Raw genomic sequence first — 17,378 nt, 5'->3', positions numbered from 1 at the left:
CGGATACCTCGGCGCCAGGGTGAACTCATGAATCACCCCTGTGGATAAGTACCCCCGGGCACTGCCGGTGCGAATTACGGTGGTCGCGTGTTCACCCGCCTTCGCCCCGTCATCGCTGTGTGCGCCCTCGCGCTCGCTCTCGGCGGCTGCGCCACGTCTCCCCATCCCGCAGAACCTCCGCCCGCCTTCTCGAGCGAAGCCGAAGCGTTCGCCGCCGCCGAAGAGACCTACCGCGCATACGTCGACGCGTTGAACCAGGTGGACCTGAGCGACCCCGCGACCTTCGAGGCGGTGTACGCGTGGACGACGGGGGAAGCGAATGCGAACGAACGCAGATCATTTTCTGAAATGCACGCTGCCGGCCTGACTGTTTCCGGAATCAGTCGCTATGACGCGTTCAATCCGGTCTCGTTCGCAGCCTCTGAAGGCGTCGTGATCGTAGAGCTCTGCATGGATGTTTCGGACGTCGATCTTCTGGACCAGTCGCAGACCTCGGTGGTGCCGGGGTCTCGCCCAGACCTTCAGCCTGCCGTCGTTACGTTTCATCAGAGTGACGCCACAGCGACGGGACTGTGGATCTCCTCAAGCGTCGCAAAGGAGGACGCGTCATGCGGATAGCCCTCGTCACAATCTCCGTCCTAAGCACACTCCTCACCGCCGCCATCCCCGACGGCTGTGGCATGGCGTCGGCTTGGGGCTCTTGCTCCGCCTCGAACTCCGGCACGTCCGTCGAGATCGGTGCATCCACCACTCGGCCGGGTAGCTCCCCCGGACCCTCGACACCCGGCGGCAGCCAGCCCGCGCCCGAACCCACGAGGCCTTCGGCCCCCGAAACCTGCGGTCCCCTCGGCTGCCGCCCGAACTACTCCGTCGTCATGATCCCCGACGTCACGATCGACGACCTCGCCTCGTTCCGTCCCGCGCCGCCCTCGCTGACGGGTGAACCGCTCGGGTTCGCCGTCGTCGGTCTGCCGGCGAACCTCGTGGCGGCGGCATCCGAGCAGCGCATCGCGGGTGAGCTGCTCGGCTGGGACGTCACGGTGCGCTTCGTGCCCGCCGGATTCGAGTTCGACCACGGAGACGGCTCATCGCGCACGTCCACCACCGGCGGTGTCGCGTGGGCCGCGAACGGTGCACCGCAGTTCGCGCCGACGGCGACGAGCCACGTGTACCGCGAGCGCGGCGCCCACACCGTGACGGCGACCGTCCGCTATGCGGCATCCGTCGACTTCGGCACGGGCTCGTGGCGTCCCGTGCCCGGGTACGTCACCGCGACGAGCGCGGGATACGGCGTGCGCGTCGTCGAGGCCACGACGGCCCTCGTCGACCGCACGTGCCGTGAGGGCGCGGCCGGCCCCGGCTGCTGACCGGCCGCGTCGGTGGTGCGTGGCAGGATGACGGCATGTCCGACCGACTCATGCTGCTCGACTCCGCATCGTTGTACTTCCGTGCGTTCTTCGGCGTGCCCGACACCGTCCGCGCGCCCGACGGACAGCCCGTCAACGCCGTGCGCGGGTTCCTGGACATCATCACGAAGCTCGTGACGGCATACGAGCCGACGCACGTCGTCGCGTGCTGGGACGACGACTGGCGGCCGCAGTGGCGGGTCGATCTCATCCCCTCGTACAAGACGCACCGTGTCGCCGAGGTGGTCGCGGGTGCACCCGACGTCGAAGTGGTGCCCGACCCGCTCGAAGCGCAGGTGCCGGTCATCCGCGAGGCGCTCGCGGCGGTCGGCATCGTCGTCGTCGGAGCCGCCGAGCACGAGGCCGACGACGTCATCGGCACCCTCGCGACGCGTGCCGCGATGCCCGTCGACGTCGTCACGGGCGACCGCGATCTGTTTCAGCTCGTCGACGATGCGCGCGGCGTCCGGGTCATCTACACGGCGCGCGGCATGAGCAATCTCGACGTCGTCACCGACGACGTCGTCCTGACGAAGTACGGCGTACGCCCCGACCAGTACGCCGATTTCGCGACGCTGCGCGGCGATGCCTCCGACGGCCTGCCGGGTGTCGCGGGTGTCGGCGACAAGACGGCCGCGAAGCTGCTGCAGGCCCACGGCGACATCGCCGGCGTCATCGCCGCGGCCGACGCGGGCGAGGGCATGTCCGCCGGTCTCCGCGGCAAGCTCGAGGCGGCCCTGCCCTACCTCGCCGTCGCTCCCGCTGTCGTCGGCGTCGTGCGCGACCTGCCCCTCCCCGATGTCGACGCGCGTCTGCGTCCGCTCGGCGAGCAGCAGAAGACGGATGCCGCGGCTCTGGCCGAACGCCGCGGGCTCGGCACGTCGATGCACCGCCTCGTGACGGCGCTCGACGGCGTCTGAACCGCGTCAGCGCAGCGGCGCCGACCGCGCCGTCGCCGCCAGGAGCAGCACGCAGTAGACGACAGACAGCGCCATGCAGACGACGAGGGGCGTGTTCCACCCGCCCGACACGTCGTGCATCCACCCCACGAACGGACCGCCGGCAGCGCCGAGCGCGTAGCCGCCGCCCTGCACGAGGGCGGACATGCCGGCCGCCTCGCGATCGGACCGCGAGACGCCGATGAGCGCCGTGAAGACGACGACGAAGCCGCCCGCGTGCCCCACCGCGCCGATCACGAGCCACAGCCACAGCATCTCGGGAGCGAAAACGAGGCCGATCGTGAGGACGAGCCACGAGGCGCAGATCGTCAGGGCGGGAACGTAGCGCGGCGCGTAGCGGGCCAGCAGCGGCACGATGAACGCACCGGCGATCCCGGCGCCCTGATACAGCGACGCGAGCGCCCCCGCCGCTGACGCACCGAGGCCGAGCTCGTCCGCCGTGAGGGCGGGGAGCCAGGTCGTCAATCCGTAGTAGATGAGGCACTGCGTGCCGAACGCGCCCACGAGCAGCCACGCGATGGGTCGCCGCAGGATGCCGCGTTCGTCGCGGCGACTGCCGACGACGGGCAGCGGTCCCGTGATGGTCTCGGCCAGTTCGGCGGTGCGCTGCTCTTCGGCCGAGCGGGGCGGTGTGCGGTGGGCGGCGGGTTCGCCCGAGAGCCGGTCCACTCCCCCGGTCAGCCGCTGCCGGCGGGCATGTACGGTCCACAGGGCCAACCCGGCGAGCGTGATGGCCGACCACATGAGCAGCGCCCACGACCACCCGACGACGTCGGCCAGCGGCGCGGTGAACAGCGCGGTCACGAGCGATCCGACGTTCGTCGCCGCCGCGTAGGCCGCCGTGACGGTGGCGACCCGCTCGGGCGGAACATCGCGGCGGATGATGACGGGGATCACGATGTTGCCGATCGTGATGGATGCCCCGATGACGACCATGCCCGCGAGCATCCACCCGAATCCGGGGATCGCGCGCACGAATGTGCCGACGAGCACACCCGCGAGCGACGTGAAGAGGGCGATCTCGGCGCCCGTGCGCCGGATGATGATCGCCGCGACCGGGGTGAGCACGGCGAACATGAGCACGGGCAGCGTCGTGAGCAGCCCCGCCGCGGCGGATCCGATGCCGTAGTCGTGCTCGATCTGGCGCAGCACGGGCGTCGGCGCGACGATGGGTCCGCGCAGACTCAGCGCGGCCACGAGCACACCGGCGACGATCAGCCAGGGGATGCCGCGCCTCGCTCGTCCTGCGGCGGGGAACGAGCTCATCCGGCGAGCCTATCCCCGGTCACCGTCGGCGCCGCGTCCATTCGCGCAGCCGATCGAGCGGCCAGGTCGTCACGATGCGGTCGGCGGGGACGCCGGCGCGCTCGGCCCGTTCGGCGCCGTGGTCCAGCAGCGAGAGCTGGCCGGGCGCGTGCGCATCCGAGTCGATCGAGAACAGGCACCCCTCGTCGAGCGCGATCGCGAGCAGGTCGTCGGGTGGGTCCTGCCGTTCGGGTCGCGAGTTGATCTCGACCGCGACACAGTGCTCGGCGCACGCGGCGAAGACGGCACGCGGGTCGAGATCCGACGGCGGCCGCGTGCCGCGCGCCCCCTCGACGAGCCGGCCCGTGACGTGGCCGAGCACGTCGACGTGCGGGTCCGAGACGGCCGCGACGATGCGCCGCGTCATCGGCGCGCGCTCCATCCGCAGCTTCGAATGCACGGATGCCACGACCACGTCGAGTTCGTCGAGCAGATCGGGTTCCTGGTCGAGCGCACCGTCGTCGAGGATGTCGACCTCGATGCCGGACAGCAGCGTGAACCCGCCCCCGCTCAGTCCCGCCACGACCTCGAGCTGGGCACGCAGGCGCTCGGGCGACAGCCCGTTCGCGACGCGCAGCCGCGGCGAGTGGTCGGTCAGCGCAAGGTACTCGTGGCCGAGGCGCCGTGCCGCATCGGCCACGAGGTCGATCGAGGTGAGTCCGTCCGACCAGTCGCTGTGCGCGTGCAGGTCGCCGCGCAGCAGCGGCCGCAGGGTCGACGCGCGCTCGACGCCGGCACGCTCCCGCAGTTCGGCCAGGTACGCCGGCACGTCGCCGGCGAGGGCCTGCTGGATGACCGCGAACGTGGATTCGCCGATGCCTTTGCGGCGCCGCAGGGATGCGGCATCCCGCAGCTCGTCGTCGGTGAGCGTCGCGATCGTGTCGGCCGCAGCACGGAACGCCCGGGACTTGTAGCGCGACGACCGCTCCCGCTCGAGGAGCGTCGCGATCTCGGCAAGGGCGTCGTACGGCCTCATGCGCTCACGCTCCGGCGGCGAACCTCGAGGTCTTGACGACGACGGGGGCGGAGGCCACGCGACGCAGCGCCCAGCCGAACAGGATCGACAGCACGCCCATCCCCATCGCGAACGCTGCGACGCCGAACGAGACGACCGAGGTGAACAGCGAGGCGCGCAGGAACGAGGCGTTCATCATCGTGGCGCGCACGGGGTCGTCCTGCGGCAGCTCGGCGTACGTCTTGCCGCCCGATGCCTCCATGGCGTGGTGCTGGATGATGTCGGCCTGCACGTAGGCCGTCAGCGGTCCCTGCACCGTCTGCCCCTGGAAGGCGGCCGCATCGTCGGGGATCGTGATGTTCTCGGCGCGCAGCTGCGAGGACACCATGATCCACACGACGAGGCCCACGACGATGAGGAGGATTCCGCCCAGGATGCCGAGCACTCCCACCGCCTTGACACCGCCGAGGCTGCGGGCGGGGGGTTCGACGGCTGCTGCCGAATCGCTCATGTGCGTTCTCCTCAGATCGGGGACTTCCGCTTCACGCTAGCGTCGGTCGGCCGATCGGGGGAAGAGGACTCGCGCCTCCCACGAGGGCGCGCGTAGCCTCGACCCACTGGTCGAGCTTCGACGCCGCAGCGCCGCTGTCGATCGCGGCGGCGGCCTCCTCCCGCGCCTCGGCGAGGCGCTCGAGCATCGAGCGCTGCACCTGGGTCGGATCGCGGAAGAGCCGGTACGAGACGATTCCCGCCGCGGCATTGAGCAGGACGATGTCGCGGACCGGACCCGCCTCGCCCCCGATCACGCGGCGCACGACCGCGGCGTTGTGCGCGGGGTCGCCGCCGAGCAGGTCGCCGATGTCGGCGAGCGGGATGCCGAGGTCACGGGGATCGACGTCGTGCTCGTGGATGTCACCGCGGCTGACCTCCCACAGGCGGCTGTGGCCGGTCGTCGTGAGTTCGTCGAGCCCGTCGTCGCCGCGGAAGACGAGCGCCGTCGCGCCGCGCGTGCGGAAGACGCCCGTGATGAGCGGCACCCGGTCGAGCTGCGCGACGCCGACCGCGTTGGCCTCGGCGCGAGCGGGGTTGCACAGGGGCCCCAGGAAGTTGAACACGGTCGGCACGCCGAGCTCGGCCCGCGTCGCGCCCGCGTGGGCGAAGCCGGGATGAAACGCCGAGGCGTACACGAACGCGATGCCGGCGCGCTCGAGGGTCTGCGCGACGGCGTCGGGGCTGAGGGTCAGCTCGATCCCGAGCGCGCCCAGCACATCCGATGACCCCGACGAGGAGCTCGCGGCGCGATTGCCGTGCTTGACGACGGGAATTCCGGATGCCGCGGCGACGACGGCTGCCATCGTCGAGACGTTCACGGTGCCGAAACGATCCCCGCCGGTGCCGACGATGTCGAGGACGCCCGGGTCGACGGGAAGCGGCAGCGCCGCCTCGAGGATCGCGTCGCGGAACCCGACGATCTCGTCGACGGTCTCGCCCTTCGCACGCAGCGCGAGCAGGAATCCGGCGATCTGCGACGGCGTCGCCTCGCCGTTCATGATGCGCCGCATCGCCCAGGTCGATTCCGACACGCTGAGATCACGTCGCTCGAGAAGCGAGGTCAGGATGCCGGGCCACGTGTACAGATCCACCATGGGAAAACAGCCTACCCACCGCGCCAGCCGCATGTCCGCGCGGTAACCGCGCGCATCCTCATGCACTTGACAGCCCGTTCCCGGCGTTCTCTTAGGTAGTCCTAAGTTCACACTCGGGTGACGAGAACCCCGCGGGTGGGAAAATCTCCGCGCGGTTTCGGCAATAATGGGGAGCGTGACGACCACCCCAGCTACGTACTCTCAGGCGATGAGGTCCGTTAAGCGACCCGATCCGGTCGCCGTCGGCACCATCGTGTGGCTCGGCAGCGAGGTGATGTTCTTCGCGGGTCTGTTCGCGATCTACTTCACCCTTCGCAGCACTTCGCCCGAATTGTGGGCCGAACGCTCCGATCTGCTGAACATCCCCTACGCGACCGTGAACACGATCATCCTCGTGCTCTCTTCGGTCACGTGTCAGATGGGGGTGTTCGCGGCCGAGCGCTTCCAGCCCTACTCCACCAAGAAGCGCGGCTGGCTCGGCTGGGGCATGGTGGAGTGGTTCTGGCTGACCTTCATCCTCGGCGCGATCTTCGTGTCCGGTCAGGTGTGGGAGTACGCGCAGCTCGTGTACGAAGGCATGCCGATCTACTCCGACGCGTACGCCTCGGCGTTCTACCTCACGACGGGCTTCCACGCCCTGCACGTGACCGGCGGACTCATCGCGTTCCTCCTCGTCATCGGACGCGCATACGCCGTCAAGACTTTCGGGCGCAAGGAGATGACCACCTCGATCGTCGTGTCGTACTACTGGCACTTCGTCGACGTCGTCTGGATCGCCCTGTTCCTCGTCATCTACTTCCTGAAATAGAGCGGAGCTGAATTTCCCCATGGCACGAGACAAGACGCGCCGCTCGAACGGTCGTCGCAGTCCCTTCGCTGCGGCCGCCGTCGTCGGAATCGGACTGTTGCTGACCGGTGGCCTGTATGCGGGCGCATCCGCTGCGATGGCCGCCACCGACGACACGCGGACCACGACCGTGCTCACGGTCGACGACGGCAAGAAGCTGTTCGACGCCAACTGCGCGACATGCCACGGCCTCGACGTGCAGGGCACGCCGGAAGGTCCGTCGCTCTACGGAGTCGGCGAGCTCGCCGTGCACTTCCAGATGAGCACCGGCCGCATGCCGCTGCAGATGCAGGGGCCGCAGGCGCCGCAGAAGCCCGTGCAGTTCACCGACGCGCAGATCGAGGCGATCGGCGCGTACATCCAGTCGATCGCGCCCGGGCCGAGCTTCCCCAGCGACGACGTGCTCGATGGCGGCGGCAACCTGTCCCAGGGCGGTGACCTGTTCCGCATCAACTGCGCGATGTGCCACAACGTCGCCGGCGCCGGCGGCGCCCTCACCGAGGGCAAGTACGCGCCCGCGCTGCACGAGACCTCGCCGCTCAACATGTACGCGGCCATGGTCACGGGCCCTCAGGCGATGCCGGTCTTCAACGACCTCACGCTCACGGCCGAAGAGAAGCGCGACATCATCTCGTACCTGCTGTATCTGCAGGAGAGCGAGTCGGTCGGCGGCTTCACCCTCGGTTCACTCGGTCCCGTCTCAGAGGGACTCTTCATCTGGATCTTCGGCATCGGCGGTCTGATCGCCATCACCGTGTGGATCACGGCGAAGTCCAACTGATCGACCAGACGACGACATTCAGGCACTAACGAGGAGCAGCATGGCACACGAGGACGATCCGCTCGAGCTGGAGAGGGGCTCTTGGAAGCCCTCCCCCGGGCTCGCTGTCGCGGTCCCCGATCCGGTGCGCAACCCGGAGCTCCCGCCGCACCGCGAGCGGGTGACCGACAAGGACCCGGCCGCGATGAAGCGCGCGGTAAGGACCGTCTACACCCTCTTCTACGTGTCCGTGGCCGCCAGCATCTGGGCAGTCGCGGCGTACATGATCTTCCCGATCGAGAGTGGCCGGTTCATCGACATCCGCCACAACAACCTCTTCATCGGCCTCGGCATCGCGCTCGCGCTGCTGGCGATCGGCGTCGCCGCGATCCACTGGTCGAAGGCGATCATGTCGGACAAGGAGTTCATCGAGCCCCGGCACGCGACACGCGGGCGCGACACGACACGCGAGGCGGCCATCCAGGCCTTCGCCGACGCGAACGAGGAGTCCGGCTTCGGACGCCGCACGATGATCCGCAACTCGCTCATCGCGGCGCTCGTCGCCTCGGTGGCTCCCGGCATCGTGCTGTTCCGCGGGCTGGCACCGCACAACACGCCCGACAACCCGTTCGCGGGCGACCCGGTGCACCTTCTCGAGCACACGATGTGGGCCGAGGGCATGCGCCTCGCCCACGACCCCTCGGGCGAACCGATCCGCGCCGCCGACCTGACGCTCGGCTCGGCCGTGCATGTCATCCCGGAGCCGCTCGCCGAGCTCTCCCACCACGACGGCTACCTCGAAGAGAAGGCGAAGGCCATCGTGCTGCTCATGCGCCTGCTCCCCGAGCAGCTCATCGAGTCCGAGGAGCGCAAGGACTGGTCGTACGACGGCATCGTCGCGTACTCCAAGGTCTGCACGCACGTCGGCTGCCCCGTCGCCCTGTACGAGCAGCAGACGCACCACCTGCTGTGCCCCTGCCACCAGTCGCAGTTCGACGTGACGGATGAGGCCAAGGTCATCTTCGGCCCCGCCGCGCGTGCTCTGCCCCAGCTGCCGATCACGGTCGACGACGAGGGCTACCTCGTCGCACGCAGCGACTTCACCGAACCCGTCGGCCCGAGCTTCTGGGAGCGTCATTGAGCACCGCAACCGTCACCGAGAAGACCCAAGAGCGCGATAAGCCGCTCGGGGGCCGCTTCGTCGGCGCCACGGCGAACTATCTCGACGAGCGCACGAGCCTGTCGGGCATCGTCAAGGAACTCGGCCGCAAGGTCTTCCCCGACCACTGGTCGTTCATGCTCGGCGAGATCGCGCTGTGGAGCTTCGTCGTCGTGCTCCTCTCGGGCACCTTCCTGACGTTCTTCTTCGATGCGTCGATGGCTCCCGTCCACTACCACGGCGCCTATCTGCCGATGCGCGGCCTCGAGATGTCGGCGGCGATGGCCTCGACCCTCGAGATCTCCTTCGACATCCGCGGTGGTCTGCTCGTCCGTCAGATGCACCACTGGGCGGCGCTGGTCTTCGTGGCCGGCATCGGCGTGCACATGCTGCGCGTCTTCTTCACGGGCGCGTTCCGCAAGCCCCGTGAGCTCAACTGGGTCATCGGCTTCGTGCTGTTCGTCCTGGCAATGGGTGAGGGCTTCACGGGCTACTCGCTCCCCGACGACGTGCTCTCCGGCAACGGTCTGCGCATCATCGACGGCATGATCAAGGGCATCCCGCTGATCGGCACGTGGACGTCGTTCCTGCTGTTCGGCGGCGAGTTCCCCGGAACCGAGATCGTCGGACGCCTCTACGCGCTGCACATCCTGCTGCTGCCGGCGATTCTGGTCGCGCTCCTCGCGTTGCACCTCATGCTCATGATCATCAACAAGCACACGCAGTTCGCCGGCCCCGGCCGCACGAACAGCAACGTCGTGGGCTACCCGATGATGCCCGTGTACATGTCCAAGATGGGCGGATTCTTCTTCGTCGTCTTCGGCTTCATCGTGCTGATCGCCTCGCTGTTCTCGATCAACGCGATCTGGGCCTACGGACCGTATGATCCGTCTCCCGTCTCCGCGGGAACGCAGCCCGACTGGTACATCGGCTTCGCCGACGGCGCGCTGCGCCTGGTTCCGCCGCATCTCGAGAGCGTCTTCCTCGACCGCACGTGGTCGTGGAACATCCTGATCCCGCTCGGCGTGCTCGTGGTCTTCATCCTGATCGTCGCGATCTACCCGTTCATCGAGTCGTGGATCACGGGCGACAAGCGCGAGCACCACATCGCCCAGCGCCCGCGCAACGCCGCGACGCGCACCGCGATCGGTGCGGCCGGCGTCACGTTCTACGCCGTGCTGTGGGCGGCTGCCTCGTCGGACATCATCGCGACGCACTTCTGGCTGACGATGGAGGGCGTGATCCACGCTCTGCAGGCGCTGCTGATCCTGGGTCCGATCATCGCCTACTTCGTCACGAAGCGGATCTGCATCGCGCTGCAGCGCAAGGATCGCGAGATCGTGCTGCACGGCTACGAGTCCGGACGCATCGTGCGTCTTCCCGGTGGCGAGTACATCGAGGTCCACCAGCCCGTCGATCAGTACGACCGCTTCAAGCTCGTCGACTACGAGACCTACGAGCCGCTCGTCGTGCGTCCGAATGCACAGGGACGGATCCCGTGGCACGAGAACCTGCGTGCCGGTTTCTCGCGCTGGTTCTTCGAGGACCGCCTCTCCCCCCTCACGCAGACCGAACTCGACGCGGCCGATGCTCACCAGCACCACGAGCTCGACCACATCGCGGACGAAGAGCACGCCGAGATCCAGGGCGCGCATGAGCGCGCGGGTGTCCCGGATGCACCGCACGTGCCGATCGACGACGGTCACAACACCGAGACGGCCAACCGCCCGTCGAACGTCATCATCCCCGAGGACGAGGGACGCGACAAGTAGCGCGGTCCAGTCGCGAAGAGCCCCGGTTGCATCACGCAGCCGGGGCTCTTGCTCTTCCGTGAGCGCCGGGATGCGGCATCCGAGGTCGTGTGCCCGTCCGAAGAGCGGCCCGGTCCACCGCCACACGTCAGGGCGGCATCCGGCGTGTCACGACCCGGCGTCGGGCAGCTCCACCCCCTTGCGCGCAGCCAGTTCGGCGATCTTCTCGGCCTCGTCGATCGAGACCGCGACATACATTCGCAGACCCTCCTCGTCACGACGCAGCAGATACTCGTAGTCGCCATCGGTGAGCAACTCGTCGCCGGCGCCGTAGAAGTGCCACCGGACCCTCAGTCTGGTGATCGCGGCGGTCAGGTCCACGCGTTCGAGCAGCGTGTGCTCCACGCGCTTCAGTCCGAGCTGTCGATACAGCGGATAGGACTGCTCCAGGCCCTGCGCCATCTCCTCACGCGAGGAGACCGTGCCCACGAACGGGTCGCTCAGGATCGTGCCCGGCACGCCCCACAGGGCCACACTCCGCGCCACGTCGTAGGTGCCGAGTCCGTCTTGGTAGTCGTTGAGGAACGACTCGATCTCCCGGTCGCTGACCGCCATGGGCGTCAGGGTAGCAAGACCCGTTCTTCCACGGTTGCGGCACTATCGCCGAGCCGTGGAGCGGCGTGCGTCCGCAGGCCGACCGGTGGGGCAGCGACGACGTGGATCCGGCGCCGACAGGGACGCAGCGCCGCCCGGGCGTCCCACCACAGCGAAGCGGCCGGCATCCGGATCGAGATCCAGGATGCCGGCCGCTATGAGCCGCGAGCGGGTCAGCGCGCGAAGTGACCGCGGTAGTACTCGTAGACCCAGCCGACGATCGCGACGACGAACAGTGCGATGCCGATGGGGAACATCCAGACGCCGACAGCGAGGCCGAGGATCGCGACGGCAGACGCCCCCGCGAGGACGATCGGCCACCACGACCACGGGCTGAACTCGCCGACCTCGGGGTCGCCGTCGTCGATGTCCGACGTCAGGATGTCCTCGGGCAGCTCGCCGCCCTGTGCCTTGTGCACACGGCTCGTGTAGAAGGCGATGAGGCCCGTCATGAACGCCGTGAAAAGCAGTGCGACGCTTCCGACCCACTCGATCGAGAGGGTGAAGGTGTCCCACCAGGACAGCCCGGGAGCGGCATACGTCCCCCAGTGGGCAATCAGGTTCCACACCGTGTACATCGTGAAGACGACGAGGAAGAAGACGGTGAGGATCCACCAGAGCGCGGTGTTGGTACGCATCTACTTGACCTCTCCTTCGGCCGCGTCGACGACCGGGGCTTCGGGTGCATCCTTCGCTGGACCGACGCCGACGGGGATTCCCGCCTCGGGGTGGTTCAGGTCGAATGCGGGACGCTCGCTGCGGATGCGCGGGATGGACGTGAAGTTGTGACGCGGCGGCGGGCACGACGTCGCCCACTCGAGCGAGGCGCCGTAGCCCCACGGGTCGTTGACCGTGACCTTGGGCGCCTTGCGGGCCGTGATCCACACGTTGAACAGGAACGGGATCATGGATGCGCCGAGGAGCATCGCACCGACCGTCGAGACCTGGTTCTGCCACGTCCAGCCGTCAGCGGCCGAGTAGTCCGCGTAGCGGCGCACCATGCCGTCGACGCCCAGCCAGTGCTGGATGAGGAACGTCATGTGGAAGCCGATGAACAGCATCCAGAAGTGCACCATGCCGAGCCGCTCGTTGAGCATGCGACCGGTCCACTTGGGCCACCAGAAGTAGAACCCGGCGAACATCGCGAACACGACCGTGCCGAAGACGACGTAGTGGAAGTGGGCGACGACGAAGTACGAGTCGGAGATGTGGAAGTCCAGCGGCGGCGAGGCGAGGATGACGCCCGTGAGGCCACCGAAGACGAACGAGACCAGGAAGCCCAGCGAGAACACCATGGGCGTCTCGAAGGTCACCGATCCTCGCCACATCGTTCCGATCCAGTTGAAGATCTTCACGCCCGTCGGTACCGCGATGAGCATCGTCATCAGCGCGAAGAACGGCAGTAGGACGGCGCCCGTGACGTACATGTGGTGGGCCCACACGGCGATCGACAGCGCGGCGATCGCGATCGTGGCGTAGACCAGGGTCTTGTACCCGAAGATCGGCTTGCGGCTGAAGACCGGCAGGACCTCGGAGATGATGCCGAAGAACGGCAGCGCGATGATGTACACCTCGGGGTGTCCGAAGAACCAGAACAGGTGCTGCCAGAGGAGCACTCCACCGTTCTGCGGATCGTAGATGTGGGCGCCCAGCACGCGGTCGGTCGCGGCGGCGAGGATCGCGGCGGCGAGGACAGGGAAGGCCATCAGGATCAGGATGCTCGTCACGAGCGTGTTCCACGAGAAGATCGGCATGCGCCACATCGTCATGCCCGGTGCGCGCATCGTGATGATCGTCGTGATGAAGTTCACGGCACCGAGAATGGTTCCGAAACCGCTCATGCCGAGTCCGAGCATCCACAGGTTTCCGCCGACACCTGGCGAGAACGTCGTGCTCGCGAGTGGCTGATAGGCGAACCAGCCGAAGGATGCCGCACCCTGGGGCGTGAGGAAGCCGGCGACCGCGATGAGCGAGCCGAACGTGAACAGCCAGAGAGCGAAGGCGTTGAGTCGCGGGAACGCGACATCGGGGGCACCGAGCTGCAGCGGCAGGATCGCGTTCGCGAAGCCTGCGAACAGCGGCGTCGCGAACATCAGCAGCATGATCGTGCCGTGCATCGTGAACAGCTGGTTGTACTGCTCCTTCGTCGGGACGATCTGCATGCCCGGTTCGAAGAGCTCGGCGCGGATGATCAGCGCCATCACACCGCCCAGCATGAAGAAGATCACCGAGGCGATCAGGTACATGTAGCCGATCGTCTTGTGGTCGGTGGAGGTGATCCACTTGACGATGATGTTGCCCTTCTGCTCGACGCGAGATGCGCTGAGCAGAGCGGCCTGGCGAGGCGGCAGGGTCGTCGGACGCCCCTGCGCGGGTTCATTGAGGGGAAGTGTCGTCGCCATGGTCAGTCTTGTCCCTCCGATGCGACCCCGCCCGTACCGGGAAGGTTCTGGAGCCGGTCGTATTCGTTGTTGATGTCACCGGTCTGCCCCGCGGCTTCGAGGGAGTCGAGGTAGTCCTCGTACTCGGCCTCGCTGACGACCTTGACGTTGAAGAGCATCATCGAGTGGTACTCGCCGCAGAGCTCGGCGCACTTGCCGGCGTACTCACCCTCGCGCGTCGGCGTGAACGACCACAGGTTGTCGCGGCCGATGTACATGTCCTTCTTGTAGAGGAAGTCGATGATCCAGAAGGAGTGGATGACATCGCGCGACTGCAGGTTGATCGTGACGGACTTGTCGACCGGCAGGTAGAGCGTCGGCAGCTCGTTGATGATGTTGCCGGACTCGTCGGTCTGCGCCTGGACGCCCATCGACCAGACCGTGTCGTCGTCGGTGGCGCCGTCGTACTGGAAGTCCCACGCCCACTGCTTGCCGATCGCCGTGATCGACACGTCGGGGTTCTCGTCGTAGTCCTCGAGGATGGCCTGGTCACGCGCGGTGAACGCGAAGAATCCGAGCACGAGGATGACCGGCACGACCGTGTAGAAGATCTCGATCGGCATGTTGTAGCGCAGCTGGACCGGCAGACCGGTCTGTCCGCGGCGACGTCGGTAGACGATCGCGGCCCACAGCGTGAGACCCCACGTGATGACGCCGACGGCGAGCAGCACGATCCAGGAGTTGACCCACAGGCCCGACACCATCTCGGTGTGGTTCGTCGTCGCGGGACCGTCCTCGACGAAGCCCGGTAGATACCCGTTGAGCTCCGTCGGGGTGCATCCGGCCAAGATGGCGGCCGTAGCGATCCCGACGGGGAGGAGGGCCCAGCGGAGGCGGCGTTTCGAGGGCACGGTGCACCTTTCCAAGTCGCGAATGTGACTCACGCCAGTCTAGGGCAACCGCTCAGGCACTTCAGGCCATCTGCCCAGCTTGTCGCGCCATCTCCCGCCGAGGACGACAGAACCCGGCGGCTGATGAGCGCGCCGGGTTCCGTCGGATTTCCGTTCCGATCAGTGGAAGCTGTCTCCGCACGCGCAGCTGCCGCCGGCGTTCGGGTTGTCGATCGTGAATCCCTGCTCGGAGATCGTGTCCTTGAAGTCGATCGAGGCGCCGTCGAGGTACGGGACGCTCATCTCGTCGACGATGACTTCGACGCCCTCGAACTCGACCGCCTGGTCACCTTCGAGGTAGCGCTCGTCGAAGTAGAGCTGGTAGATCAGTCCGCTGCAGCCGCCGGGCTGCACAGCGACCCGCAGGCGCAGGTCGTCGCGGCCCTCCTGCTCGAGCAGGTTCTTGACCTTGAGTGCCGCAGCGTCGGTCAGCGACACGTTGTGCGCGCGGGCTTCCTGGTCGGTAGACAGAGCGGTGTCGGTCATGTGATCCTCCGAGATCGGTGCTGCCGGATGCCACGATTCTACGCCGCGCAGCCCGGAAGGGGCTCCGCACTCGGCGTATTGGCTCAGTCGCCCCGCCGCGCGTCGAGCTTGGCCAGCAGCAGCGCCTCGGACACGAGGGCGTTGCGGAACGTCTCGAGGTGCAGCGACTCGTTCGGGCTGTGCGCCCGCGCGTGCGGGTCTTCGACACCGGTGACGAGGATCTGCGCCCCCGGGAACTCCCTCACCAGATCCGCGATGAACGGGATCGACCCGCCGATGCCGAGATCGACCGGAGTCACTCCGTATCCCTCGTCGAGGGCTTCGCGCGCCGTGGCGGCGGCCCAGCCGGACGTGTCCCCCAGGAACCCGTTGCCGAAATCGGCGTCGCGGAAGGACAGCTGAGCGCCGAACGGGGCATGCGACCGCAGATGCGCTTCGATCGCGGCGTACGCCTCTTCGGCGGACTGCCCCGGCGCGATGCGCGCACTGACGACGACGCTCACTTCGGGCGTCAGGGTGTTCGACGCGTTCACGACGCTCGGCGCGTCGATTCCCGTCACGGTGATCGACGGCTTGTTCCAGATGCGGCTCAGGATCGTGCCGTCGCCGATCGGGCGGACCCCCTCGGGCAGGCCCGCCTCGTCGCGCAGGGTCTCTTCGGTGTAGTCCGGGGTCGCGGCATCCCGCGTCTGCAGGCCCTCGACGGCGACCGAGCCGTTCTCGTCCCACAGCGTCGCCAGCAGCGTCACGGTGGCCATCATGGCGTCGGGCACGGCGCCGCCGAACATGCCGGAGTGCGACGCGTGCTCGAGCGTGCGGACGGACATGGTGAAACGCGCGTTGCCGCGCAGCGACACCGTGAGCGCGGGTGTCTTGGCATCCCAGTTGCCCGAGTCCGCGACGACGATGACGTCGGCGCGCAGCGCATCGGCGTTGTCGGCGAGGAACTGCGCGAACGACCGCGATCCCGCCTCTTCCTCCCCCTCGATGAAGAGGGCGACGCCGAGGTCGAAGTCGTCGCCGAGCACCTCTTTGAGCGCGCGCAGCGCACCGATGTGCACCATGACACCGGCCTTGTCGTCGGCCGCGCCGCGACCGTAGAGCCGTCCGTCGCGCACCGTCGGCTCGAAGGGCGCCGACTCCCACAGCGATTCGTCGCCGACAGGCTGAACGTCGTGGTGCGCGTAGAGCAGAATGGTCGGCCGGCCGTTGCGCGCGGCACGCGTGGCCAGCACGGCCGGCATCCCCCGCTCGCCGGTGCCGGGGATCGCCGCGTCGCGGATCTCGACGCGGTCGAAGATGCCGAGGCCTTCGGCGAGGGCCGCGACGGCTTCAGCGCTGCGGCGCACGTCACTCGGATCGAACCCCGGAAAGGCGATCGAGGGGATGCGCACGAGGGCGCCGAGATCGGCGAGCGCCGAGGGGATGCCGGCGCTCGCGGCATCCGCGACGGACTTCTGGCGGGAGAGCTCTGAGGTCATGCGGGTAATCTTAGAGGGCACCCTTCCCGCAGATCCGAGGATCCATCGTGGCCAAGACCCCCGCAACATCCGCGTCCGGCGACGCGCCGTCCGACGGCACCGTGCTCAACGGCACCTCCATCGGGAAGGGCCGGCCGACGCCATCGCGCGCCGAGCGTGAAGCAGCGCGCAAGCGCCCGCTCGTTCCGGACACGAAAGAGGGCAAGGCGCGCGCGAAGGCCGAGATCGCGGCACAGCGCGAGAAGGCGCGCGTCGGCATGGCAGCCGGCGACGACCGCTACCTGACGCCGCGCGACAAGGGCCCCCAGCGACGATGGGTGCGCGACTTCGTCGATGCCGGGTGGCACTTGGGCGAGGCGGTCATGCCGGCCATGGTGCTCGTCATCGTCGCGACCTTCATCCCGGTCGCCGGAATCCAGTACTACTCCTTCATCTCCCTGTGTATCTTCATCCTCTTCGTCGTCGGCGACATGATCATCACGTCGATCCGCGTCAAGAAGGCCGCACGGGCCAAGTGGGGCGACCAGACGGAGAAGGGCCTCGGCTGGTACGCCGCGATGCGCACGATCCAGATGCGCTTCCTGCGGCTGCCCAAGCCGCAGGTCAAGCGCGGCGGGCGCCCCGACTGAGGTCGTCGC

18 protein-coding genes are annotated in these 17,378 nt (G+C 68.0%); 8 read left to right on the top strand and 10 right to left on the bottom strand.

Features of this window, described 5'->3' with window-relative positions; genetic code table 11:
• Positions 1–87 precede the first annotated feature (87 nt).
• From ACWIBS_RS04995 to ACWIBS_RS04985, 3 genes are all read left to right on the top strand, one after another.
• Positions 88–618, top strand: coding sequence for a hypothetical protein (locus tag ACWIBS_RS04995; RefSeq protein ID WP_376126290.1), 531 nt, complete (start codon positions 88–90; stop codon positions 616–618).
• 257 nt (positions 619–875) lie between these two features.
• Positions 876–1,367 carry a hypothetical protein gene (locus tag ACWIBS_RS04990; protein ID WP_376126288.1) on the top strand — a complete coding sequence of 164 codons (492 nt, stop codon included), beginning with the start codon at positions 876–878 and terminating at the stop codon, positions 1,365–1,367.
• A 35-nt stretch (positions 1,368–1,402) separates the two neighbouring features.
• Positions 1,403–2,326: a 5'-3' exonuclease gene (locus tag ACWIBS_RS04985; protein ID WP_376126285.1), complete on the top strand. Its 924-nt coding sequence runs from the start codon at positions 1,403–1,405 to the stop codon at positions 2,324–2,326.
• A gap of 6 nt (positions 2,327–2,332) precedes the next feature.
• On the opposite strand, the gene ACWIBS_RS04980 is transcribed toward ACWIBS_RS04985, so the two are convergent.
• From ACWIBS_RS04980 to trpD, 4 genes are read right to left on the bottom strand one after another with little or no spacing between them, the layout of a single operon-like run.
• Positions 2,333–3,631, bottom strand: a complete 1,299-nt coding sequence (locus tag ACWIBS_RS04980; RefSeq protein WP_376126282.1) for an MFS transporter — start codon at positions 3,629–3,631, stop codon at positions 2,333–2,335.
• Positions 3,632–3,650: 19 nt separating this feature from the next.
• Positions 3,651–4,646 carry a PHP domain-containing protein gene (locus ACWIBS_RS04975; protein WP_376126279.1) on the bottom strand — a complete coding sequence of 332 codons (996 nt, stop codon included), beginning with the start codon at positions 4,644–4,646 and terminating at the stop codon, positions 3,651–3,653.
• Positions 4,647–4,650: 4 nt separating this feature from the next.
• Entirely contained in the window at positions 4,651–5,136 is a 486-nt protein-coding gene (locus ACWIBS_RS04970) for an aromatic ring-opening dioxygenase LigA (RefSeq protein ID WP_376126277.1), read from the bottom strand.
• 31 nt (positions 5,137–5,167) lie between these two features.
• A complete protein-coding gene (gene trpD / locus ACWIBS_RS04965; RefSeq protein WP_376126274.1) occupies positions 5,168–6,271 on the bottom strand; it encodes an anthranilate phosphoribosyltransferase in 1,104 nt (367 codons plus the stop codon).
• 166 nt (positions 6,272–6,437) lie between these two features.
• Here trpD and ctaE point away from each other — a divergent pair, with 166 nt between their 5' ends.
• Genes ctaE through qcrB form a run of 4 tightly spaced genes read left to right on the top strand, consistent with a single transcriptional unit; the run spans position 6,438 to position 10,809 of the window.
• Positions 6,438–7,079 (top strand): aa3-type cytochrome oxidase subunit III, encoded by a 642-nt coding sequence (gene ctaE / locus ACWIBS_RS04960; RefSeq protein WP_376126272.1) that lies wholly within the window; start codon positions 6,438–6,440, stop codon positions 7,077–7,079.
• 19 nt (positions 7,080–7,098) lie between these two features.
• Positions 7,099–7,899: a cytochrome bc1 complex diheme cytochrome c subunit gene (qcrC, locus tag ACWIBS_RS04955; RefSeq protein WP_376126270.1), complete on the top strand. Its 801-nt coding sequence runs from the start codon at positions 7,099–7,101 to the stop codon at positions 7,897–7,899.
• Positions 7,900–7,939: 40 nt separating this feature from the next.
• Positions 7,940–9,019 (top strand): cytochrome bc1 complex Rieske iron-sulfur subunit, encoded by a 1,080-nt coding sequence (gene qcrA, locus ACWIBS_RS04950; RefSeq protein ID WP_376126267.1) that lies wholly within the window; start codon positions 7,940–7,942, stop codon positions 9,017–9,019.
• Complete coding sequence (gene qcrB, locus ACWIBS_RS04945; protein WP_376126264.1) at positions 9,016–10,809, top strand: cytochrome bc1 complex cytochrome b subunit; 1,794 nt, start codon at positions 9,016–9,018, stop codon at positions 10,807–10,809. Before qcrA ends, qcrB begins: the two co-directional genes overlap by 4 nt.
• 147 nt (positions 10,810–10,956) lie before the next feature.
• Here qcrB and ACWIBS_RS04940 read toward each other — a convergent pair whose 3' ends face one another.
• The 6 genes from ACWIBS_RS04940 to ACWIBS_RS04915 all read right to left on the bottom strand — a co-directional run bounded on the left by ACWIBS_RS04940 (position 10,957) and on the right by ACWIBS_RS04915 (position 16,740).
• The gene (locus ACWIBS_RS04940; protein WP_376126262.1) at positions 10,957–11,403 is read right to left on the bottom strand and encodes a hypothetical protein; all 447 of its coding nucleotides are present in this window, start codon (positions 11,401–11,403) and stop codon (positions 10,957–10,959) included.
• 212 nt (positions 11,404–11,615) lie between these two features.
• Entirely contained in the window at positions 11,616–12,080 is a 465-nt protein-coding gene (locus tag ACWIBS_RS04935) for a cytochrome c oxidase subunit 4 (RefSeq protein ID WP_376126260.1), read from the bottom strand.
• The gene (ctaD, locus tag ACWIBS_RS04930) at positions 12,081–13,844 is read right to left on the bottom strand and encodes an aa3-type cytochrome oxidase subunit I (RefSeq protein WP_376126258.1); all 1,764 of its coding nucleotides are present in this window, start codon (positions 13,842–13,844) and stop codon (positions 12,081–12,083) included.
• Between the two features lie 2 nt (positions 13,845–13,846).
• Complete coding sequence (gene ctaC / locus ACWIBS_RS04925) at positions 13,847–14,734, bottom strand: aa3-type cytochrome oxidase subunit II (protein ID WP_376126255.1); 888 nt, start codon at positions 14,732–14,734, stop codon at positions 13,847–13,849.
• Between the two features lie 159 nt (positions 14,735–14,893).
• Positions 14,894–15,259 (bottom strand): iron-sulfur cluster insertion protein ErpA, encoded by a 366-nt coding sequence (gene erpA / locus ACWIBS_RS04920; RefSeq protein WP_376126253.1) that lies wholly within the window; start codon positions 15,257–15,259, stop codon positions 14,894–14,896.
• Between the two features lie 83 nt (positions 15,260–15,342).
• Positions 15,343–16,740, bottom strand: a complete 1,398-nt coding sequence (locus tag ACWIBS_RS04915) for a dipeptidase (RefSeq protein WP_376126251.1) — start codon at positions 16,738–16,740, stop codon at positions 15,343–15,345.
• Positions 16,741–16,787: 47 nt separating this feature from the next.
• Here ACWIBS_RS04915 and ACWIBS_RS04910 point away from each other — a divergent pair, with 47 nt between their 5' ends.
• On the top strand, positions 16,788–17,369 hold the full coding sequence (locus ACWIBS_RS04910; protein WP_376126248.1) for a DUF3043 domain-containing protein: 582 nt from the start codon (positions 16,788–16,790) through the stop codon (positions 17,367–17,369).
• Positions 17,370–17,378 lie beyond the last annotated feature (9 nt).

This window comes from Microbacterium sp. NPDC055442 (assembly GCF_053644215.1).
This window is presented reverse-complemented; position numbering and strand designations above follow the sequence as displayed.